Origin of the sequence: Rhodococcus sp. PSBB066 (genome assembly GCF_017068255.1) — a bacterium.
GTDB classification, from domain to species: Bacteria; Actinomycetota; Actinomycetes; order Mycobacteriales; family Mycobacteriaceae; genus Rhodococcus; species Rhodococcus aetherivorans.
Map to the genome: position 1 here is coordinate 5,710,583 of NZ_CP070859.1, position 21,728 is coordinate 5,732,310.

Consider the following 21,728-nt stretch of genomic DNA (forward strand, 5'->3'; position numbering starts at 1 on the left):
GCTGAGATTCCGGGTCCACTGCCTTCCTCGCGGACCTGCGCCGTGCCGAACCGATCGGCGCCCCGCCGGTCGTCGACGTCCAGGAGTACCCATGACCGAATTGATCTCTCCCCGCCGTGATCTGCCGCGCGGCGCCGTGCTCGGCGCCGACGACCTCGTCGAAGCGGCGGGCCACCCCGTCGGCGGCGGGCTGGTCGAGCCGGACTACGACCCGCGGCTCACCAACGAGGACCTCGCCCCGCTGAAGAAGCAGAGCTGGGGCTCGTACAACATCTTCGCGTTCTGGATGTCCGACGTGCACAGCGTCGGGGGCTACGTCACCGCCGGCAGCCTCTTCGCCCTCGGCCTGGCCAGCTGGCAGGTGCTGGTGGCCCTGCTCGCCGGCATCACGATCGTCTACTTCTTCTGCAACCTCGTCGCCAAGCCCAGTCAGGTGACCGGCGTGCCCTATCCGGTGATCTGCCGCAGCGTCTTCGGGGTGCTCGGCGCGAACATACCCGCGATCATCCGCGGCCTGATCGCGGTGGCCTGGTACGGAATCCAGACGTTCCTCGCCTCGGCGGCGCTCGATGTGGTGCTGATCAAGCTGTTCCCGTCGCTGGCCCCGTACGCGGTGGTGGAGGACTACGGCTTCGCCGGACTCTCCGCCCTGGGCTGGGGCAGCTTCCTGACCCTGTGGGTCGTGCAGGCCTGCGTATTCTGGCGCGGCATGGAGTCGATCCGTAGGTTCATCGACTTCTGCGGTCCCGCAGTCTATGTCGTGATGTTCCTGCTGTGCGGCTACCTGATCTCCCAGGCCGGTTGGAGCGCAATCGATCTGAATCTCGGCTCGGTGACCTACACGGGCCTGGATGCGATTCCGGTGATGCTGGGCGCGATTGCGCTGGTGGTGTCCTACTTCTCCGGACCGATGCTGAACTTCGGCGATTTCTCCCGCTACGGAAAGTCCTTCGCCGCGGTGAAGAAGGGCAACCTCCTCGGCCTGCCGGTCAACTTCCTGGTGTTCTCGCTGCTCGTGGTGATCACCGCGTCGCTGACCCTGCCCGTGTACGGCGAGCTGATCACCGATCCCGTCGAAACGGTCGCCCGCATCGACTCGACCTTCGCGATCGTGCTCGGTGCCCTGACGTTCACCGTCGCCACCATCGGCATCAACATCGTCGCCAACTTCATCTCCCCCGCCTTCGACTTCTCCAACGTCAGCCCCCAGCGGATCAGCTGGCGCGCCGGCGGAATGATCGCCGCCGTCGGCTCGGTGCTGATCACCCCGTGGAACCTGTACAACAACCCCGATGTCATCCACTACACCCTCGAGACGCTCGGCGCGTTCATCGGTCCGCTGTTCGGCATCCTGATCGCGGACTACTACCTGGTGCGGAGGCAGAAGGTGATCGTCGACGATCTGTTCACCATGTCCGAGCGCGGCGCGTACTGGTACCGCAAGGGCTACAACCCCGCCGCGGTGATCGCCACCGTCGTCGGCGCCGCCGTCGCGGTGATCCCGGTGCTGGTCAAGTCCGCGCCCGGCATGCACACCGCCGCGCAGTACAGCTGGTTCATCGGGTGCGGCCTCGGCCTGGCCGTCTACTACGTCCTCGCCACCCGCACCGCCCTCGCGGTCCGCGTCGGCGACGGTTCCGCCGAACCGGTGAGCGTGGGCTGATCGGAATGCGCATCAAGGTCGTCAACCCGAACACCACCCGGTCGATGACCGCCACCATCGAGGCGTGTGCCCGGACCGTCGCCGGCCCGGGCACCGATGTCGAGGCGGTCAGCCCCACGATGGGTCCCGCCTCGATCGAGAGCCACTACGACGAGGCGCTCGCCGTACCGGGTGTGCTCGCCGAGATCGCCGCGGGCGAGGAGGCCGGCGTCGACGGATACGTCATCGCCTGTTTCGGCGACCCGGGGCTCGACGCAGCGCGGGAGATCGCCGCCGGGCCCGTCGTCGGCATCGCGGAGGCCGCCATGCACGCGGCCGCGCTCCTGGGTCGTGGCTTCTCCGTCGTCACGACGCTGGGCCGGACCACCGGCCGGACGTGGGATCTGGCCGAACGGTACGGCCTGCGCCGGTCCTGCCTCGGCGTGCACGCGTGCGAGCTGCCGGTGCTGGACCTCGAGACCGATCCCGACGCCCGCAAGATCGTCACGGAGGCCTGTTTCGAGGCGCTCGACTCGGACGGCTCCGACGCCGTCGTGCTCGGGTGTGCCGGCATGGCCGACCTGTGCGCACACATCTCCGAGGAGCTCGGCGCCCCGGTCGTGGACGGGGTGGCCGCGGCGACGTTGTTCGTCCAGTCCCTGGTCACGCTGGGTCTGCGCACCGGCAAACGGGGCGAGTTCGCCGTCCCGCCGGCGAAGCCGTACGCGGGCCTGCTGGCGCCGTTCGCTAGAGCTCGAACCGCACGCCCGTGAGCTTCTCCGACAGCTCCCACAGTTGCCGGGCGGTGTCCGGATCTCCGGCGCGGCGGCTGTAGGCGGCCACGGTCGGCGGGCCGTACAGCTCGAAGAAGCGGTCCGGCCCGATGTAGCCGCCGGTCACCTCGGGATCGGCGGCGGCCACCACCACGGATTCGGCGCCCTGGGCCGGGGTGCGCTCGAGCACTCTCTTCCCGAGGCGGAACAACTGGTCGAACCACGTTCCGGTGTGCGTGCCGACGTCGGTGGCCGCGTAGCCCGGATGCGCGGCCACCGCCCGCAGCGGCGATCCGGCGGCCGCCAGCCGGCGCCCGAGCTCGAGGCTGAACATCAGGTTCGCCAGCTTGGATTCCGCGTAGGCCAGCGAGCGGCTGTAGTGCCGGCGGCGCTCCCAGTTCAGGTCGTCGAGATGGATGCGCCCGAACCGGTGACTCATGCTCGAGACGGTGACCACGCGGTCGGTGAGCCGATCGAGCAGCAGCCCGGTCAGCGCGAAGTGCCCGAGGTGGTTGGTGCCCATCTGCATCTCGAAGCCGTCCACCGTGCGGCTCAGCGGCACACCCATCACGCCGGCGTTGTTGACGAGCACGTCGACGGTCTCGATGCCCGACGCGAACTCCCGCACCGACGCCAGGTCGGCGAGATCGAGCCGGCGCACCTGCGCGTGCGGGCCGATATCCCGCGCGACCGCCTCGCCCCTGGCCACGTTCCGGCACGCGAGCACCACGTCGGCACCGGCGGCACCGAGCGCCCGGGCGGTGGCCGCACCGAGGCCGCTGTTCGCGCCGGTCACCACGAAGGTGCGGCCCCGCAGGGTGCCGGGTGCCGGCGGGGAGAACCGTTCAGGCACCGATGGAGGACTTCATCATGGGCAGCATCGCCCACAGCTGGTCCTGCCAGTAACCCCACGTGTGGGTGCCGGCGGCCGGGAAGTCGAAGTGGGCGGAGTTGATGCCCAGGGTCGCCAACCGCACCTGGAACGCGCGGTTCTGCGCCAGGGCGAGCGCCTCGAGTCCCATCGCGTTACCCGTGTTGAACACCCCGATCGCGGAGTTCGGCCGGTCGTGCTGGCCGGGCAGGCCGCTGCCCGCGGAGATCCACATCGGCAGCCCCCGCATGCTGGGCGCGGCGACGAACGGGTCGTTGCGCAGCCACGCCGAGTTCCACGGCGGGCCCCACATCGAGTCGGCGTTGTAGCCGCCGGAGTCGATCATCGCGAGGCGGATCGCCTCCCGCATACCGGGCGCGGACAGGTTCAGGTAACCGGACATGGAACCGGCGAAGCGGAACTGGTCGCGGTGGTAGGCCGCGAGGATCAGCGCCGCGTTGCCTCCCATCGACAGGCCCACGATCGCGTTGCTGGAACGGTCGATGCCGTACGTACCGGCCAGGAAGTCCGGCAGGTTCTGGGTGAGGAAGGACTCCCACTTGTAGGTGTAGCGCTGGCCGTTGAGGTTGCTCGGCGCGTACCAGTCCGTGTAGAAGCTCGACTGGCCGCCGACCGGCATCACCACGTTGACGCCGTGATCCGACAGCCACGCGGCGTTCGTCTCGTGCTCCCAGCCGCTCACGTCGTTGGTGGCGCGCAGGCCGTCGAGCAGGTACATGGCCTTGTTGCTGCCGTTGTTCGCCAGCCAGATGCGGACCTTGATCTGGCCGACCCCGCCCGGCGCCGGCACCCAGTGCTCCCGCAGGCGGGAGTAGGGGTCCGCCGAGGCGGTGCCCGCGCCGGCGAAGGCCACTGCGAGCGGCAGCACGAGCGCCGCGATCAGGAATCGGACGAGCGCCCGAACCCCCCGGCGTCCGGCCTTGGTTCTGGAAGTATGAGTCACACCCGGCTCCATCAGCACATCTGTAGCAACAACAACTGTGGCCCCGACAGTTACGCAACAACACGGTAGAGGTCCACGTCGGCCTGTACGAGGCTTGCACATAATCGTTATCGAGCAAAGCCGAACCGAAAGGCAGGCGCAATGAGCAGCGACCTCGGCAGGCGGCCGGTCACCGTCGGAATCGACGGCTCCGACGCCGCGAAACAGGCCGCGACCTGGTCCGCAGCCGTCGCCGCGCGGCTCGGCACGAACCTGCAGCTCGTCCATTCGCTGCCGGGCCCCCGGAATTATTTCAGTGACGCCGCGCTGCGCGCGCGGACCGAATACACCCAGCGCCTCGCCGAAATCGGCCGTGAACTGCTCGACGACACCGCGGCGGCGCTGCACCGGCGGCACCCGGATCTCGAGGTGGTCACAACCGTCCATGACGGCCCACCCGACCTGGCGCTGCTCGAACACGGCGACCGCAGCCGGATGCTCGTGCTCGGAGCCACCGGCACGGGTGCGCTCGGTTCGCTGCTCACCGGCTCCACCGCGCTGCGGGTCGCCAACCGGTCCACCTGCCCGGTCGTGGTCTGGCGGGGTGATCCGGTCCCCGAACCGGGCACGGACCGCCGGCCGGTGCTGGTCGGCATCGACGGCAGCGAGGACGCGGGCCCGGTGGTCACCGCCGCGTTCGACATGGCCGCGGCGCTCGGGGTCGGCGTCCTCGCCGCGCACGCGTGGGGTGCCGGGGAGGTGGCGGGCCGCACCTCGGCGCTCGAACTGATCGACTGGGCAGTCGTCGAGGCCGAGGAGACGGCGTTGCTGTCCGAGTGCATCGCCGGGCAGCGCGAGCGGTACCCGGACGTGCCGGTCACCGAGATCGTCGAGCAGATCGGCGCCCGGCACCTGCTGCTGCGGCTGGCGACGCACGCTCAGTTGAGCGTCGTCGGCAGCCACGGCCGGGGACTGCTCGGCGGCCTGCTCCTGGGCTCGACGAGTCAGGCGCTGCTGCACCACGCGCCGTGCCCGACCATGATCTGCCGTCCGGGGGTGTGACGATGCTGCGCGGATCGATCCGGCTCGGCCGGGTCGCGGGGATAGAGATCCGGGCCCACTGGTCGCTGCTCGCGACGCTCGGGCTGCTGTCGTGGCTGCTTGCCGGGGCGATCCTGCCCGCCCGGATCAGCGGTCCGAGCCCCGCACAGTTCTGGATCGCGGGCGTCGCCGCGGCGGTGGGCCTGCTGGTGTCGCTGCTCGCCCACGAACTTGCGCACTCGGTGGTGGCGGGCCGCTACGGAGTCGGGGTGGACGGGATCACGCTGTGGCTGCTCGGCGGCGTCTCCGAGCTGCGCGACGAACCCCCGAACCCGAAAGCCGATCTGCGTATCGCGCTGGCCGGACCGCTCACGAGCGTCGGGATCGGCGTCGTCGCGCTGGCGGCGGCCTCGTTCCTCGGCCCGCCCGTCCCGGAGCTGGTGACCGCGACGATCGGCTGGCTCGGCGCGACCAACCTGGTGCTGGCCGTGTTCAACCTGTTGCCGGGTGCGCCGCTGGACGGCGGACGGGTCGTGCGGGCGGTGCTGTGGCGCCGCACCGGCGACCGCCTCGCGGCCGCGAGCGGCGCCGCGCGCTCCGGCCGCGCGGTCGGGCTGGCGCTGATCCTGCTCGGCGCCGCCGAGACGCTCGCCCTCGGCAGCGCGGGCGGGCTGTGGCTGATGCTCCTCGGCTGGTTCCTGCGGACCGCGGCCAACGCCGAGCTCGCGAACGCGTCGCTGCGGCATCAGCTCGGCGACACCCGGGTCGGCGACGTCATGACGCCGTCGCCGGTGGCCGCCCCCGCGCGCTGGAGCGTGGCGCAGCTCCTCGCCGTCGCGGCCCGCGGCTCGCACCACCGGGTCTTCCCCGTCGTCGACGACGGCCACCGGCCCACCGGCGTGGTGTCGCTGTCCGACCTGACGCCCGTCCCGGAGGGCGAGCGCACGGTCGTCGCCGTCGCGGACCGGGCCCGGCCGCTGCCCGCGGCGGCGCGGGTGCCCGCCGACGCGTCGCTCGCCGAGGTCGCGAGCCGGGTGCTGCTGCGGCCGGGGCTCGACCTCGTGGCCGTCGTGTCGGGCGAACGACTGGTCGGCATCGTCACGGCGACGGACCTGGTGCGGGCTTGCGATCGCAGCGCGCTGGGCCTGCCCATCCGCCGCACACCGCCGCCGGACGAGCAGACCCGACCCGGGTCTCCCTAGTCGCGCCGGACCACGAGCAGCGGACACGGCGTCGTGTGCAGCAGCGCCCGGCTCGTCGAGCCGAGCAGCATGCCCTCGAAACCGCCGCGGCCGCGGCTGCCGACGACGAGCAGCCGGGCGTTCTCCGCCCGCTCGAGCAGGTGGCGCACCGGGCGGTCCCGCACGACGACCCGTTCCATGTCGACGTTCGGATAGTCCTGCGTGCGGCCGGCGAGGGACTCGGCGAGCACGACGCTCTCCTGCTGGTCGACGTCCTCCCAGGTGGCTCCGGGCGTGCCGGCGACGACGTCGACGAGGTCTCGGTCGGACCATGCGTGCACCGCCACCAGCGGCGCCTTGTAGCGGTCTGCGGCCTCGAACGCGACGTCGAGGGCGTGCAGGCTCGCCGGCGAGCCGTCGACACCGACCACGACGGGGCCGTCCGCGCCCCGTCCGCTCTCGTCGGGCCCGGGGATCACCGCGACGGGACAGTGCGCGTGCGCGACCACCGCGGAGGTCACCGATCCGACCAGTCCGCCGGTGAACTCGCCGAGACCGCGCCGGCCGAGGACGAGCATCCGTGCCCGACCGGAATACCCGAGCAGCGCCTGTGCGGCCACCAGGCTCGACTGTTCGGTGCGTACGGACAGCTCGGGGTGCTCGCGTTCCACGGTCTCCGCGGCGGACGCCAGGTTCCGTCGCGCGGTGAATCGCAGTTCGTCGACGAACGGCGACGAGGCGCCGATCCCGCCGGCGTTCGCGCTGGAGACGAGCAGCAGCGGCGCCCCCGTGGAGACGGCCTCGCCGGCCGCCCACCGCAGCGCGGCGCGCGCCGGCGCCGATCCGTCGACCCCGACCACGATCGGCGCATCATTCATCGCCCGCTCCTTGTCCCGTTCCGTCCGGTTCTTCCGCCACCAGTGTCGCCATCCTGCGGTCGCCGCGCGGTCGGTTGGCGGAAACAGTTACCGTGCGGGTGTGCGCCGTGCCCCGCTGCCCGTCCGCGACGGCCTGAATCCGACCCGCCTGCGCCTGCCCGACGGCGGCTCCTGGGCGACGGTGGCGGAGTTTCTGCTGGCGCGCTTCCCCGCCGACGCGGCGCGCGTGCAGGAGAAGGTCGCGGCCGGTGAGGTCGTCGACGGTGCCGGCGCGGCGATCACCGGGAACACCCCGTACGCGGCAGGCCGATTCGTGTACTTGTACCGCGATCCGCCGGTCGAGGAGCGGGTGCCGTTCGAGATCGCTGTCCTGCATCGCGACGAGCATCTGCTGGTGGTGGACAAGCCGCACTTCCTGGCGACGACACCGCGTGGGTCGTGGGTGGCCGAGACGGCGCTGGTGCGGCTGCGCCGGGAACTCGACCTGCCGGAGCTGAGCCCGGCCCATCGGCTCGATCGGCTCACGGCGGGCGTGCTGGTCTTCACCGTCCACGCCGGTGCGCGCCGGGCCTACCAGTCGCTCTTCGATGCCCGCCGGGTCGACAAGGAGTACGAGGCCGTGGCCCGGCACGTGCCCGGGATGCGGTTTCCGCGCGAGGTGCGCAGCCGCATCGTCAAGGAGCGCGGCGCGTTGCAGGCGCGGGAGGTGCGGGGTGAGATCAACGCCCTCAGCCGCGTCGAACTGCTCGAAACGGACGCCGGGCTGGGCCGTTACCGGTTGCTGCCCCGCACCGGCAAGACGCACCAGTTGCGCGTGCACATGAATTCGCTCGGCCTGCCGATCCTCGGGGACAACCTGTATCCCGATGTATATGACGTTGCGCCCCAAGACTATTCACGACCACTGCAGTTGCTGGCCCGCGCGGTGGAGTTCGACGATCCGTATACAGGTCGACGGACCCGCTTCGCCAGCGCCCGAAACCTGGCAGCATGGAGGCACAGCACACCAGGACCCCGTTGATCGCACGGGCTCACGTCTTGGAGGACCCCATGGATAACGGCACCGTCTCGCGCACCTACGACGGCCGCGTCGCCCTGCGCTTCCAGCACGCCTTCGCCCATCCCCCGGACCGCGTATGGCGGGTCATCACCGACCCCGAGTACCTACGCGCCTGGTTCCCGGCCCGCGTAGAACTGGACCTCACCCCCGGTGCCCAGCTCGTCTTCCATGCCACCGAGCAGCAGGCCGAGCGCCTCGGGCTGCCCGCCGACCACACCGCCACGGGGACCGTCATCTCCGTGCATCCCGGGCGCATCCTCGAGTACATGTGGGACGCCGAGGTCCTGCACTGGGAACTGGTGCCGGACGGGTCCGGGGGCTGCTGGCTGACGCTCACGCACACCGTCGAGGACGAGGACTCGGCCTACGCGCACGGCGCCGACTGGCACGCCGGGTTCGAGGTGCTCGAGGCCCAGCTGGAGGGCCGGGACGTGAACTGGTCGCCGTGGGAACGCGCCCGGGAACTCGCCGACAAGTACCGCAACCCGTCCGACTGATCCCACTCGGCCGGTTGCCGGCGGCTATCCGTCCCGTCCGCTCCGGTCGACGAAGACCTCGTCGACCGGACGTCGCGACGTGGTGGGCAGTCCCCGCGCGCTGCGGGCCCCCAACCGGATCACCACCTGGGGAAATCCCGCGACCTCCCCGGTCCGCGCCGTCGCCGTGCGCACGATGCCGCGGCTGGCCTCGATCTCCGTCACGTGGGTGAGCGGGCACGTCGCCAGATGCGCCGCGGTGGCCTCGAGCAGTACCGCGGACATCGCCTCCCCCGCCCGCAGCCAGTCGATCCGCTCGTCGGCCCGGGTGCTGAGCACCGCCAGCGCCGACGCGTCCGCCTTCGGCTGCGCAGTGTCCAGAGTTCCTGCGCCCGTGGGGAACCGCCGTCCCACATCGATGTCCCCGGCGGCCTCGTCGTCGAGCAGCGCGGACGCCGGCACGCCCGTGTCGCCGGGCTCCGCGCGACCGGTCCACCAGGCCAGCTCCTGCCGGTAGGCCTCGTCGCCCTCGCGGATCGCCGCGCTCAGTTCCGACGCCCGCGCGAGGTCCGAGCGGGCCTCGGCGTCGAGGATCGACAGCGACGCCCCCTCCCGGCGGGCGGCGTTCTCCAGATCCACCAGGCTCTCGCGCAGGGTCGTGGGCGCCGCGAACGGCCGCCGGTCGGTGTGCCGGGCGCCGATCGCGAGGGCGAGGGCGGCGTCACGGGCGTCGACCGTGTGGGGCCGGTCGAAGTCGAGAACGGCCAGCAGGTCCGGTCGCGACGGATCCGGAAGCCGGGTCACGGTGGGGATCCACGACGCGGCGGACAGCGCGACGCGGGCGTGGTGCAGCGCCGCCCCGCAGCCGAGAACCAGCTGCCGGCCGCTCGGATCGGTGTGGCCGAGCATGCGCTCGGCGACGGCATACAGTTCGAGCCGTTCGCCCGTCCACTCCCAACGCCACGGCTGGCTGTTGTGCAGGGACGGCGCCCGGCACGCCGACTCGACCGCATCCCGGATCGCCGCGGTGTCCGGCCGGATCTCAGTAACCATCGTTGTCTCTCCCCCAGCCGCTCGACTCGACCGCATGCCGCTCCACGGACTCGACGATCTGCGCGGCCCAGGTCCCGATCGCGTCCCAGTCCCGGAAGTCTCCGGTGCGTCCTCCGGTCATGCGGGCAACCACGCGTTCGCCGGCGCCGAGCACCTCCGGATCCAGTTTCCCCGCGAACATCCGGTGCTCGCGCGCGCCCGTGCGCTCCGTCGCCAGGGAGGCGTCGTACGGCCTGTTCACGGGGCGGTCCTGGTCGCCGATCGGGCCCGAGGAGAACAGGAACACGGCGCGCTCCCGCAGCGCGCCGGCGTGCCGATCGACGAAGGTCTTGGCGGGATGCAACCAGTGCCCGAGGTAGACGGCGCTGCCGAGGACCACCGCGTCGTAGCCGTCCACGGCGTCGACCTGCTCGGGCGCGACGACGTCGACGTGCGCTCCCTTGTCGCGCAGGGCGGCCGCGAGCGCCGTGGCGATCTCCGTGGTGGAGCCGTGCCTGCTCGCCGCCGTCACCAGAATCCTCATCTGCGTCCTCCCCGGCCCAGGTTATTCGATGATCGCCCGACGGGCACGCGGTCGGACAGAGTCGAAGGGCCCCGCTCCCGGGCCGGCCGCAGCCGGGCCGATGCGGCGATCACGTGCGACGGGCACAGGTCGGTGCCGGGGTGGCAGAGTGGTCTGACGAACGCCGCCGACGAGCGCGACGAGGACACGCAGGGCAACCGCCGGAACAGGAGTCGGATCGCATGACCACGCCGCCCAGGATCGACGCGGTTCAGGAATCGGAACGCAAGTACGCGGTCGGGCACGCGCAGCAGCTGCCGGACCTGTCGGGCCTGCCCGGCGTCGCCGCACACCCCGAACCCGACCTTCAGCAGCTGTCGGCGCGGTACTACGACACCGACGATCTGCGACTGCTGCGCGCCGGGATCACCCTGCGCCGCCGCGAGGGGGGTCACGACGCCGGCTGGCACGTGAAGCTCCCGGCCGGCACGGACACCCGGACCGAGGTGCGCTTCCCCCTCGGCGACGACACCGCCCGGCCACCGGCCGAACTGCTCGCCCTCCTGCACGGGGTGCGCCGTGCGCGTCCCGTCGCGCTCGCGGCGGTGCTGAACACGCAGCGGTGGCGCCACCGCCTGATCGACGACGAGGGGCGGGCCCTCGCCGAGATCGTCGTCGACGACGTCGTCGCGACCCGAGGGGAGGGCAGCGAGCCGCAGCGGTGGCGCGAGATCGAGGTCGAGCTCGCCTCGGCCGGAACCGATCTGCTCGATGCCGTCGAGGATCGGCTGACCGCCGCCGGAATCGAGCGGGCCCCGAATCCCTCCAAGCTGCATCGGGCGCTCGCCGATCTGCTGCCCACCGAGGAGCCGGTGCCCGGCCCGGCCGGGCACCTGCGCGACTACCTGCGCGGCGAGTTGCGCACCCTCGAGCTCGCCGAGATCGGCGTGCGCCGGGACGCCCCGGACGCCGTCCACAGCATGCGCAAGGCCCTGCGCCGGATCCGCAGTGCCCTGCAGACGTATGCGGGAACCTTCGCGATCGACGACAGCCTGGTCGACGAACTACGTTGGACGGGAAGGAAACTCAGCCCCTCGCGCGACCTCGAGGTGCAGTGGGAGCGCATCGTGGACCGCGTCGCGGAGGTGCCCGTGGAAGCGCAGCGCGAGGCCATCCGCGCCCGCATCGACGAGTACTTCTCCGCCCGGTCGGACGCGGCCCGGCTCGAGGCCGTCGGCACCCTCGACTCGGACCGCTACGCGGCCCTGCTGGGTTCGCTCGACGCACTGATCGACGGGCTGGCGAGGGGGGCAGTCGGATCCGGTCCCGGCGAGCAGCGACGACAGGTTCGCCCGAAGGACCTCGACCGCGCCCTCGCCCGCCTCGCGAAGAAGGTCTCGCGCCGGGTCCGCAGCGCCGGGGAGGCAGCCACGCACGCCGAGCGGGACGAACTCGTCCATCGGGCCCGCAAGGGCGCCAAGCGGATGCGCTACGCCATCGAGGTGCTGCGGCCGCTGCATCGCAAGCGCGCCCAGCGCGCCCTCGATCACTTCGACGACTTCCAGGATCTGCTCGGCGAATTCCAGGACTCGGTGGTCGCCCGCGAGCACCTGCTCGACATGGTCTCCGAGCAGGACCACACCGCCGAGTCGAGCTTCGGCCTCGGGATCGCCTACCAGCGCGAACTCGAGATCGGTGAAGCGCAGGTCGCGCAGCTCGAACGCGCGTGGAAGCGAGCGCGGCGGGCGGCGAAACCGCTGTGGAAGTGAACCACTGCCGACCGGGTCCTTGTCCCCTGGCCGACCACCGCCGAGAAAGGGCATGCTGAGCCCGGACGACGGAAGGAGGCGCGCATGAGCACCCCTGGAGAGATGCGAGCATGGCGTGTCGACATCCCACGCCCCGCGGCGGAGCATCCGCTGCGGCCGGTCCGGGAACCGATTCCCGAACCGGCGCCCGGGGAACTGCTGGTGCGTGTCCTCGCGTGCGGGGTGTGCCGTACCGACCTGCACGTGAGCGAGGGCGACCTGCCGGTGCACCGGCCGCACGTCGTCCCCGGCCACGAGGTCGTCGGCGAGGTGGTCGGTGGCGACCTCGGCGAGCACCGGGTAGGCGACCGGGTGGGCATCCCGTGGCTGCGCAGCACGTGCGGCCGGTGCCGGTACTGCCTGCGCGGGGACGAGAACCTGTGCCCGAACTCCACCTACACGGGCTGGGACGCGGACGGCGGTTACGCCGAATATGCCACCGTCCCTTCCGCTTTCGCACTGCCACTGCCGTCCGGGTACGCCGACGCGGAACTCGCCCCCCTGCTGTGCGCCGGCATCATCGGCTATCGGGCGCTGCTGCGCGCCGAGGTTCCGGACGGCGGCGTGCTCGGCCTGTACGGCTTCGGCGGCAGCGCCCACCTCGCCGCGCAGGTCGCCCTCGCCCGGGGTGCCCGCGTGCACGTCATGACCCGCGGCGAGACCGCCCGGCGGCTCGCCCTCGAACTCGGCGCGGCCTCCGCGCAGGGCGCCTACGACGAGCCGCCCGAGCCGCTGAACTCGGCGATCCTGTTCGCCCCCGCCGGGGAACTGGTGCCCACCGCCCTCGCCGCACTGGACGCCGGCGGCACGCTCGCCGTCGCCGGCATCCACCTCAGCGACGTGCCCCCGCTGAACTACCAGCAGCACCTGTTCCGCGAACGCCAGGTGCGCAGCGTCACGGCCAACACCCGCTCCGACGCCCACGAGTTCCTCGGCTTCGCGAACGAACACCGCCTGCGCGTCACCACCACCGCGTACGGGCTCGACCGTGCCGACCGCGCGCTCGAGGACCTGTCCGCGGGGCGTTTCGGCGGCGCGGCGGTCCTGGTTCCGTGAAACACTCGACATGCGCCCCGAGCGCGGAGAATGCACCGAGAAGGAGATCGAATGAGCACACTTGCCAACCGGAATGCCGTCGTAGCGGGCGTGGACGGTTCCGCCGTCGCCACGAGTGCGGCCCGGTGGGCGGCCGCCCTCGCCGCTCGTCTCGGAGCGCCCCTGCACCTGGTGCACTCGCTGCCCAGCGAGGGCATCTTCTACAGCGAGGCCGCGGTGCTCATCCAGGCGCAGATGGTCGACCAGCTCCGGGAGGACGGCGAAGCGATCCTGTCGAACGTCACCGACGTGGTCCGCTCCGACCATCCGGATCTCGAGGTGCAGAGCTTCATCGGTCCGGGCCCCGCCGCCAACTCGCTGCTCGAGGCCGCCGAGGACGCCCGCCTCGTGGTGATGGGCGCCACCGGTGCCAACGCCGTGGAGAACTTCCTGCTCGGCTCGACCGTGCTGCGCGTGGCCAACCACGCCCCGTGCCCGGTGGTGGTGTGGCGCGGCGACACAGCACGACCGCTGCCGGACACCCGGCCCATCGTCGTCGGCGTCGACGGCAGCGAGCTGTCGACGGCCGCGGTCGGGCACGCCTTCGAGTACGCCTCGCTGTTCGGTGTGCCGCTGGTCGCGGTGCACTCCTGGATCGGGGACGCCGCCCTCGGCGTCGGCACGGTCGCGACGCTGGTGGACTGGGAGGCGGTGGGTGAGTCCGAATCCGCGGTCCTGTCCGAGACTCTCGCCGGCTGGCACGAGAAGTTCCCCGACGTGGAAGTCCGCCGCGTCGTGGACCGGGGCCCCATCGCGAAGGTGATCCTGCGCCAGCTCGAGGACGCACAGCTCGTCGTGGTGGGCAGCCACGGCCGCAGCCAGTTCACCGGCGCACTGCTCGGGTCGGTGAGCCAGAACCTGCTGCACAACGCGCCCTGCCCGATCATGATCAGCCGCAAGAAATGACGACCGGCCGGTGCCGCCCGTCGCCGGGCGGCACCGGCTCAGGCCGTCACGGTCCCGAACGCCATACCCACCGCGTACGTCACGATCATCGCGAGCGCACCGCCGATCACCACGCGGGACGTCGCCCGGCCGCGGCGCGCGCCGCCGAGCCACGCGCTGACCGAACCCGTCAGGGCCAGCGCCACGAGCACCGACACGAACGTGACGGGGATCCGCAGGCTCGCCGGGGGCAGCACGATCACGAGCAGCGGCACGAGGGCGCCGACGGTGAACGAGACCGCCGACGACAACGCCGCGGCCCACGGATTGGCCAGCGCCTCGGGATCGATGCCGAGTTCGACCTCGGCGTGCGCGGCCAGCGCGTCGCGCTTGGTCATCTCCTTCGCCGCGGAGCGCGCCGTCGCCCTCGACATCCCCTTGCCCTCGAGCAGCGCGGTCAGCTCCTCGAGTTCGGCGTCCGGCATCTCCTCGAGCTCGCGACGTTCCTTGTGCAGCAGCGCCCGCTCGGTGTCACGCTGCGTGCTGACCGACACGTACTCCCCCAGGGCCATCGACACCGCGCCGGCCGCGAGCCCGGCGAAACCCGCTGTGAGGATCGTCGATTCGTCGGTGGTGGCGGCGGCCACACCGACGACGAGGCCGGCCGTGGAGACGATTCCGTCGTTCGCGCCCATCACGCCGGCGCGCAGCCAGTTCAGTTTCGCCGAGATGCCTCCGGAGTGCGGCTCGACGTCGGCGTGATTGAGGGAAGGATCGGTCGACATGCCGCCAGGCTAGGGCGATTCCGCGCGCCGCGGTAGCAATGCGAGCCTGTCCTCACCACGGTCCCGGACCGAGTTCCCGCTCCAGCCACGCGGCATCGGGGAGGGCGCCGTCGCTCGTGTCCACGACGCGAGCCGTGGGCCACTCGTCGCGCACGTGCAGCTGCTCGTCCAGGACGGCGGGCGTGGCGTCGGACGCGTCGTCGCCCCGCTCGCGCCGGGCCACGATGCGGCGGACCAGCACCGCCGGGTCCGCCCGGCACTCGATCTCGACGAGGTCGGCGGTCGCGGCGGCCGCAACCGCACGCGCCGCCGCGCGACGAGCCTCGGTGAGCCACGTCGCGTCCAGCACGACCGACTCGCCGTGGGTGAGCGCGACGGCGGCGCGGCGCAGCACCTCCCCGTAGGTCTCGTCGGTGTGGGCGGCACTGTAGAGCCCGGCACCGACGGCGGCGGTCGCATCGGCGGTCGGGGCGAGACCGGCCAGTTCCTTGCGGACCACGTCGCTGCGCAGCACGGTCGCACCCAGGTGCTGCCCGGCGAGATGGGCCACGGTGGTCTTGCCGGTGGCGGACAGACCTCCGACGACGACGAGGCGGACCCGGCCCCGGTCGAGGTTGCGCCGCGTCTGGTCCAGGAACGCGAGCGCGCCGGCGCGCGAGTGCTCGTCACCCTGTTCGTGCCGCAGCGCGGCGACCTTGGCCCGGACCACGGCCCGGTACGCGATGTAATGGTGCATCAGCGACGGCGGGAACGCGTCGGCGGAGAACTCGGCATAGGCGGGCAGCAGCTGCCGCGCCGCCGCCTCGCCGCCGAGCCGTTCGAGATCCATCGCGAGGAAGGCGATGTCGAGTGCGGCGTCGCCGTAGCGCAGCCGGTCGTCGAACTCGAGGCAGTCGATGATCCGGGGGCCGTCGTCGAGGCAGAAGATGTCGTCGGCGAGCAGATCACCGTGGCCGTCGACGGCCCGCCCGGCGGCGATCCGCTCGTCGAGCACCCGTCCGCGGCCCGCGAGATAGCGGCCGGCCATGTCCCGGATCGCGGTGAGCGCGTCGCCGGCCTCGGCCCCGACGGGCAGGCGGTCGAGGTGGTCGAGGCTCTCGCGCCACAATCCGTCGAGGAACTGCGCCGTGGCACACCGGTCGATGGCCGGATCGCGCGGCGACGCGGCGTGCAGGGCCGCGACCTGCCGCGCGACGGCGGTGACGACCCCGGCGACGGGCTCGCCCCGCTGCACCAGCGCGGCGAGCCGCCGGTCGTCGGGCAGCCGGCGCATCTCGACGAGGTGCTCGCACACCTGCCCGTCGGGCCCGTGCACGTCGGCGACGCCGAGGTAGACGTCCGGGGCGAGACGCCGGTTGAGTTCGACCTCACGGTGGCAGGCCCGCTCCCGCGCCTGCCGGGTCCGGTTGTCGAGGAACCCGAGATCGAGTGGCTTCTTGAGCTTGTGCACGCGGCCCCCGACGAAGAACACCACCGAGGTGTGGGTCTCGCGGATCGCCGCGTATGCGGGTTCGGATCGGTCGGTGCCGGTCACGGAGTTCCTCCCCGATGAGGCTTGTCGAACGTCGGTACGCTGCCCACCTTGCCTCAGGGTGGACCGGATCGCGCGCCGGCAGAAGTGCCGAAGGTCTCTCGTGTGGTTGCACCGGAGCCGGTGCCGGAGACGCGGTACGTTTCACTCGGGCTATCCGGGAATGGGGTGACATGAGCACGAACGGGCGAGGCTCGGAATCCGGGAGACAACCGACGGTGGTCGTCGCCGAGACGACGACACCGATCGAGCGCAAGCTGATCGCGAGCTGGCTGCGGTCGGACCGGGTGCCGAAGGAGTACCGCGCCGACGGACCGGTCGAGGAGATGGAACTCGACCCGCGCCGGCTCGCGCGCGATCTCGTGAACCGGGACGACGATCCCCTCGTGCTCCCCGTCGGGGTGGTGTGGCTGCCGGAGGCCCGGGACGGCGAGCGCCGGGTCCGGTTCTCCGATGTCGTGGCGCTGACCAACCCGCGCAGTCCGAACCGGCTCCTGCAGAAGTGGCTGGTCGGGCGGTCCCCCGACCGGTATCGGATCGTTCTCGCCGAGCCGGCGCGGCTGAGCGAGCTGCGGGCCCGGCACCTGGCCGAGGACGGCGACCCGGCACCCGAGTCGTTCGCCCGGTTCGTGACGCACCGCGCGGTGGTGGGCCTCGACCGGGCCGAGCGTGCCGTCATCGGCGACCGGTACAAGGTACCGAGGCTGGTGGCGGAGCAGATCATGGATTCGGCGTCGTTCCGGCGGCGGCTCGACGCGATCAGCACCGAGCACAACATCGCGCCCGAGGAGGTCCGGGTACGAGCGACGTCCGCCCTCGGGGAACTCGTCGCCGTCCAGTCCCGGCTGGTGACCGACCTGTTCACCGAGATGATGCGCCCGCTGCACTCCGCGGCGTGGACCGTGCACGCCGACGAGTCCGGGCTGCGGAGCCTGCGCGACGTCAACCGGCGGTATCCGCTGGTGTTCCTGCCGTCGCACCGGTCCTACGCGGACGCGTTCGTGCTCGGCGACGTGCTGGCCCGGAACGATTTTCCGCGGAATCACCTCATGGGTGGCGCCAACCTGACGTTCTGGCCGATCGGCCCGATCGCCCGGCGCACCGGCACCGTCTTCATCCGCCGTAGCTTCGGCGACGACGCCGTCTACAAGGCGGCGCTCGAGGAGTACTTCGCGTATCTGCTGACCAAGCGGTTCAACCTCGAATGGTATTTCGAGGGTGGCCGCACCCGCACCGGCAAACTCCGCGCGCCCCGCTACGGCCTGCTCAACTATGTGGCCAACGCCATCCGGAGCGGCCGGGTCGAGGACGCGATGCTCGTGCCGGTGTCCATCACCTACGAGGGGCTCGCCGAGGTCGCGGCCGTCGCGGCCGAACAGACGGGCGCCCAGAAGAAGCCCGAGGGCCTGGCCTGGCTGGCCCGGTACGCGCGCAATCAGCGGCGCCGTGCGGGCAACGTGTACGTGCGGTTCGGCGAACCGCTGTCGATGCGTTCGCAGCTCGCCACGAGCGGGGATCCCGAGCTGTCCGGGGAGCCGGCCGAGCCCGGGAGCGAGCGCAGCCGCAAGGCGCTGCAGAAGGTCGCGTTCGAGGTGGCCGTGGGCATCAACTGCCACACCCCGGTCACGGTGAACTGCCTGGTCACCCTCGCTCTGCTCGGCGTCCGGGACCGGGCGCTGACCCTGGACGAGGTGCGGGCGGTGATCGCGCCGGTGCGCCGGTACATCGACGCCCGCGGGATACCCCAGGGCGAACTCGGCGTCCTCGACATCGAGGGCGGCCTCGCGAACGTCCTCGCCTCGCTGAGCGATGCCGGTGTGGTCACCACCTACGCCGGCGGGGACGAGCCGGTCTACGCGATCCAGCCCGGGCAGCACCTGGTCGCGGCGTTCTATCGCAACAGCGGCGTGCACTGGTTCGTCAACCGTGCCCTGATGGAGCTGGCCATCCTCCACGCGCACGCCAATCCGGGCCTCGACCCGGTGCGGGCGGCGTGGGAGGAGGCCAAGGCGGCGCGCGACCTGCTCAAGTTCGAGTTCTTCTTCCCCGACCGGGACCGGTTCGAGGCCGACATGCGCGACGAGATCGCCCTGCTGATGCCGTCCTGGCGCAACGCCTTGCCGGACGTGGAACTCGCGCTGGCCGCGCTCCTCGAAACCGGGTTCTTCATGGTGCACCGAGCTCTGCGGTCCTTCTTCGACGCGCAGCTCGTCGTCGCCGAGCGGCTCGCGCGGCGCGACCCGTCCCTGCAGGTCGACCGCAAGGCGTTCCTGGACGAGTGCGTCGCGGTCGGCCGGCAGATGCTGCTGCAGGGCCGGCTGTTCGGACCCGAATCGGTCTCGTCGGAACTGTTCACGACGGCGTTACAGCTTGCCGCCAACCGCGGGCTGCTGGAACGTGGGGGCGAGGAGATTCGGCAGAAGCGGGAGGAGTTCGCGGCACAGCTGCTGGCGGTGGGTGAGCGGGTCCGGCTCGCCGAGTCTCTCGACGTATCCAACAGAAAGGCGGAGCGGTGATCCTCGAGGAAGCGCTCGAGCGCGTGCGTACCGGGCCGAAGGGTCCGGAGATCGCGGCATTCTTCGACTTCGACGGCACCATCGTCCACGGCTTCTCCGGTCTGCACTTCTTCCGCGACCGGTTGCTCGCCGGGAAGGTCGGCGCCGCCGAACTCGCCGCAACCATGCTCAACGGCCTGCGCGGCCACGACACCGAGGCGGACTTCGAGCGGTTCGTCGCGGTGGCGTTCAAGGCGTGGGGCGGGCACACCGAGGAGGAGCTGTACGAGATCGGGCGCCGGCTGTTCGCCTCCACGATCGCCGGCCACATCTATCCCGAGGCGTGGCAGCTCATCCGGGCGCATCAGGCGGCGGGGCACACGGTGGTGATCGCGTCCTCGGCGTCGCGCTACCAGATCCAGGCGACGGCGGATGCGCTCGGCGTCGAGCACGTCCTGTTCAGCCCCCTCGAGGTGCGCGACGGGGTGCTCACGGGCCGTGTGGACGGGAAGTCGTTGTGGCGCAGCGGTAAAGCGCAGGCCGTGGTGGCGTTCGCGGAGGCGAACAACATCGATCGCGAGCAGAGCTACACGTATTCCAACGGGGGCGAGGACGCCGACTTCCTCGCCACGATGGGCAATCCGACGCCGACCAATCCGGACCGGAACCTCGAGCGCACCGCCGCCGAGCAAGGCTGGCCGATCCTGCGATTCAGGCCGCGCGGAACGCCGGGCACCAAGGAGGTGATCCGCACCCTCGCGGCGTACGGCGGACTGTTCGGCTCGGTGTGGACGGGCGTCGGCCTCGGCCTGCTCAACCGCAACAAGAAGGTGGCGCTCGACTCGATCGCCACCCTCACCGGCGAGGTGCCCCTCGCGCTCGCCGGCATCGACGTGAACATTCGGAACGAGGCCAACGCCTGGTCACATCGCCCCGCGGTATTCATCTTCAACCATCAGAGCCAGCTCGATCCGGTGATCATGGCGCGGGTGCTGCGGCACAGCTTCACGGGGGTCACGAAGAAGGAGATGGCCAGCGACCCGCTGTTCGGGCTGGTGCTCCGCTTCGTCGGTGCGGCGTTCGTGGACCGGGCCAACACCGAGCAGGCGAAGGCCGCACTCGGTCCTGTGGTCGACACGCTGCGCGAGGGCACCTCGGTGATCATCGCGCCGGAGGGCACCCGCTCCCTGACCCCGGAGATCGGCCGGTTCAAGAAGGGCGCGTTCCACATCGCGATGCAGGCGGGCGTGCCGATCGTGCCGGTGGTGATCCGCAACGCCGGGGAGGTGCTGTGGAAGCACTCCACGGTGCTGCGGCCGGGAACCGTCGACGTGGTGGTCCTCGATCCCATCGACGTGAGCGACTGGACCCTCGAGGAGCTCGGCACACGGGTCGCGGAGGTCGAGGACCTGTACCGGAAGACGCTGGCGAACTGGCCCACGACCACATGACCGATGCGGGTGAGAACGGGGGCGCGTCCGTGGGCGAACACGACCACACCCCGAGCCACGGAAGAGACAACGGCAACGGCAACGGCAACGGCAACGGCAACGGCAACGGCGGAATGTCGCCGACCCGGCGCCGGCGCCTCAAGTGGCTGCTCGGCCTCGTGCTCGTCGTCGTCCTCACCGTGGAGGTCGTTCTCGTCTGGCCGGAACTGAAGACCAGCGTCGGCAGCCTCGGCGACCTGCGCTGGTGGTGGGTGGGCGCGGCGATCCTGGCCGCGCTGACCGAGATGTCGAGCTTTGCCCGGGTACAGCGCACCCTGCTGTCCGCGGCCGGGGTCACCGTGACGCAGCGCCAGTCCCTGTCGGTGGCGTACGCGGCGAACTCGATGAGCGTGACCCTGCCCGGCGGACCCGTGGTGGCCACCACCTTCACCTACCGGCAGATGCGCAAGTGGGGGGCCAGCCCCGTCGTCTCCACCTGGCAGCTGGTGATGGCCGGTCTGCTGCAGGCCGCGGGCCTGGCGCTGCTCGGTCTGGTCGGCGCGCTGCTCGTCGGTGCCACCACCAACCCGTTCTCGCTCATCTTTTCCCTCGGCGGATTCGCGGCGTTCGTGGTGCTCGTGCAGTACGCGGCAAGCCGGCCGGATGCGTTCGAGTCGATCGGCATCATCGCGCTGCGCGGCGTGAACCGCCTGCGCAAGAAGCCCGCGCGGGCCGGCGCCCGCGCCTGGAAGCGGATCGTGGCGCAGCTCCAGGCGGTCCAGCTCGACCGCACCCACGCCGCGCGCGCGTTCGGCTGGTCGTTGTTCAACTGGCTGTGCGACGGTGCGTGCCTCGCCTTCGCCGCGTACGCGATCGGCGGCAAGCCCAGCCTGGCCGGTATCGCCGTCGCGTACGCCGCCGGTACCGCCGCCAGCCGCGCAATCCCCCTCCTGCCGGCCGGGCTCGGGGTGATGGACGCCGTGCTCGTGCCCGCCCTGACGGCCAGCGGGATGACCGGCGCGCAGGCCCTGGCCGCCGTCGTCGTATACCGGCTCGTGAGCTTCCTGATGATCGCGTCGATCGGCTGGGTGATCTTCGCCCTGCGCTACCGCGGCGCCCCGCCGGACGAGGAACCGGGTCCGGAACTCGACAAACTGTGGCGGGACTGAGCTCCGCTCCGACACACCGCGTCCGCCCTCCCGGATCAGCCGCGAGGCAGCCGCGGGGGCGCTAGCGTCGACAGTCTGTAACCGAGGAAAGGTACGTCAGTGACAGAGGA

The 21,728-nt window shown here is 71.5% G+C and carries 19 protein-coding genes; 12 read left to right on the forward strand and 7 right to left on the reverse strand.

Features of this window, described 5'->3' with window-relative positions; genetic code table 11:
* The first annotated feature begins 91 nt into the window (after positions 1 to 91).
* Positions 92 to 1,663: an NCS1 family nucleobase:cation symporter-1 gene (locus tag JYA75_RS26040; protein WP_006946924.1), complete on the forward strand. Its 1,572-nt coding sequence runs from the start codon at positions 92 to 94 to the stop codon at positions 1,661 to 1,663.
* A 5-nt stretch (positions 1,664 to 1,668) separates the two neighbouring features.
* The gene (locus tag JYA75_RS26045) at positions 1,669 to 2,415 is read left to right on the forward strand and encodes an aspartate/glutamate racemase family protein (RefSeq protein WP_029541727.1); all 747 of its coding nucleotides are present in this window, start codon (positions 1,669 to 1,671) and stop codon (positions 2,413 to 2,415) included.
* On the opposite strand, the gene JYA75_RS26050 is transcribed toward JYA75_RS26045, so the two are convergent.
* Complete coding sequence (locus JYA75_RS26050) at positions 2,390 to 3,268, reverse strand: oxidoreductase (RefSeq protein WP_006946928.1); 879 nt, start codon at positions 3,266 to 3,268, stop codon at positions 2,390 to 2,392. The genes JYA75_RS26045 and JYA75_RS26050 overlap by 26 nt on opposite strands.
* Positions 3,261 to 4,250: an alpha/beta hydrolase family protein gene (locus JYA75_RS26055; RefSeq protein ID WP_006946930.1), complete on the reverse strand. Its 990-nt coding sequence runs from the start codon at positions 4,248 to 4,250 to the stop codon at positions 3,261 to 3,263. The genes JYA75_RS26050 and JYA75_RS26055 overlap by 8 nt, the downstream gene beginning before the upstream one ends.
* 141 nt (positions 4,251 to 4,391) lie before the next feature.
* On the opposite strand from JYA75_RS26055, the gene JYA75_RS26060 reads away from it, so the two are divergent.
* On the forward strand, positions 4,392 to 5,291 hold the full coding sequence (locus tag JYA75_RS26060) for a universal stress protein (protein ID WP_006946938.1): 900 nt from the start codon (positions 4,392 to 4,394) through the stop codon (positions 5,289 to 5,291).
* A 2-nt stretch (positions 5,292 to 5,293) separates the two neighbouring features.
* Entirely contained in the window at positions 5,294 to 6,472 is a 1,179-nt protein-coding gene (locus tag JYA75_RS26065) for a site-2 protease family protein (protein WP_006946940.1), read from the forward strand.
* Here the strand turns inward: JYA75_RS26065 and JYA75_RS26070 are convergent.
* Positions 6,469 to 7,329 (reverse strand): universal stress protein, encoded by an 861-nt coding sequence (locus JYA75_RS26070; protein WP_006946942.1) that lies wholly within the window; start codon positions 7,327 to 7,329, stop codon positions 6,469 to 6,471. The two genes, JYA75_RS26065 and JYA75_RS26070, sit on opposite strands and share 4 nt — an antisense overlap.
* Before the next feature lie 100 nt (positions 7,330 to 7,429).
* On the opposite strand from JYA75_RS26070, the gene JYA75_RS26075 reads away from it, so the two are divergent.
* Positions 7,430 to 8,350, forward strand: a complete 921-nt coding sequence (locus JYA75_RS26075; protein WP_203329520.1) for a pseudouridine synthase — start codon at positions 7,430 to 7,432, stop codon at positions 8,348 to 8,350.
* A 29-nt stretch (positions 8,351 to 8,379) separates the two neighbouring features.
* Positions 8,380 to 8,886: an SRPBCC domain-containing protein gene (locus tag JYA75_RS26080; RefSeq protein ID WP_006946948.1), complete on the forward strand. Its 507-nt coding sequence runs from the start codon at positions 8,380 to 8,382 to the stop codon at positions 8,884 to 8,886.
* Between the two features lie 24 nt (positions 8,887 to 8,910).
* Here the strand turns inward: JYA75_RS26080 and JYA75_RS26085 are convergent, their stop codons facing one another.
* Both JYA75_RS26085 and JYA75_RS26090 read right to left on the reverse strand, forming a co-directional pair.
* A complete protein-coding gene (locus JYA75_RS26085) occupies positions 8,911 to 9,918 on the reverse strand; it encodes a nitroreductase family protein (RefSeq protein WP_044476558.1) in 1,008 nt (335 codons plus the stop codon).
* Positions 9,908 to 10,441, reverse strand: a complete 534-nt coding sequence (locus JYA75_RS26090) for a flavodoxin domain-containing protein (RefSeq protein ID WP_006946953.1) — start codon at positions 10,439 to 10,441, stop codon at positions 9,908 to 9,910. Before JYA75_RS26090 ends, JYA75_RS26085 begins: the two co-directional genes overlap by 11 nt.
* Positions 10,442 to 10,662: 221 nt before the next feature.
* Here JYA75_RS26090 and JYA75_RS26095 point away from each other — a divergent pair, with 221 nt between their 5' ends.
* From JYA75_RS26095 to JYA75_RS26105, 3 genes are all read left to right on the forward strand, one after another.
* Complete coding sequence (locus tag JYA75_RS26095) at positions 10,663 to 12,189, forward strand: CYTH and CHAD domain-containing protein (RefSeq protein WP_006946955.1); 1,527 nt, start codon at positions 10,663 to 10,665, stop codon at positions 12,187 to 12,189.
* A 102-nt stretch (positions 12,190 to 12,291) separates the two neighbouring features.
* Positions 12,292 to 13,284, forward strand: a complete 993-nt coding sequence (locus tag JYA75_RS26100) for a zinc-binding alcohol dehydrogenase family protein (RefSeq protein WP_037200556.1) — start codon at positions 12,292 to 12,294, stop codon at positions 13,282 to 13,284.
* Between the two features lie 51 nt (positions 13,285 to 13,335).
* The gene (locus tag JYA75_RS26105; protein WP_044476559.1) at positions 13,336 to 14,229 is read left to right on the forward strand and encodes a universal stress protein; all 894 of its coding nucleotides are present in this window, start codon (positions 13,336 to 13,338) and stop codon (positions 14,227 to 14,229) included.
* 38 nt (positions 14,230 to 14,267) lie between these two features.
* On the opposite strand, the gene JYA75_RS26110 is transcribed toward JYA75_RS26105, so the two are convergent.
* Together JYA75_RS26110 and JYA75_RS26115 are read right to left on the reverse strand one after the other, a co-directional pair.
* On the reverse strand, positions 14,268 to 14,993 hold the full coding sequence (locus JYA75_RS26110; RefSeq protein ID WP_006946958.1) for a VIT family protein: 726 nt from the start codon (positions 14,991 to 14,993) through the stop codon (positions 14,268 to 14,270).
* A 52-nt stretch (positions 14,994 to 15,045) separates the two neighbouring features.
* Entirely contained in the window at positions 15,046 to 16,527 is a 1,482-nt protein-coding gene (locus JYA75_RS26115; RefSeq protein ID WP_029541706.1) for an AAA family ATPase, read from the reverse strand.
* 170 nt (positions 16,528 to 16,697) lie between these two features.
* On the opposite strand from JYA75_RS26115, the gene JYA75_RS26120 reads away from it, so the two are divergent.
* The 3 genes from JYA75_RS26120 to JYA75_RS26130 are packed head-to-tail and all read left to right on the forward strand — an operon-like array spanning position 16,698 to position 21,618.
* Complete coding sequence (locus JYA75_RS26120) at positions 16,698 to 19,040, forward strand: glycerol-3-phosphate 1-O-acyltransferase (protein WP_185713802.1); 2,343 nt, start codon at positions 16,698 to 16,700, stop codon at positions 19,038 to 19,040.
* The gene (locus tag JYA75_RS26125) at positions 19,037 to 20,470 is read left to right on the forward strand and encodes an HAD-IB family hydrolase (protein ID WP_006946961.1); all 1,434 of its coding nucleotides are present in this window, start codon (positions 19,037 to 19,039) and stop codon (positions 20,468 to 20,470) included. Before JYA75_RS26120 ends, JYA75_RS26125 begins: the two co-directional genes overlap by 4 nt.
* Complete coding sequence (locus JYA75_RS26130) at positions 20,467 to 21,618, forward strand: YbhN family protein (RefSeq protein ID WP_203329521.1); 1,152 nt, start codon at positions 20,467 to 20,469, stop codon at positions 21,616 to 21,618. Before JYA75_RS26125 ends, JYA75_RS26130 begins: the two co-directional genes overlap by 4 nt.
* Positions 21,619 to 21,728 lie beyond the last annotated feature (110 nt).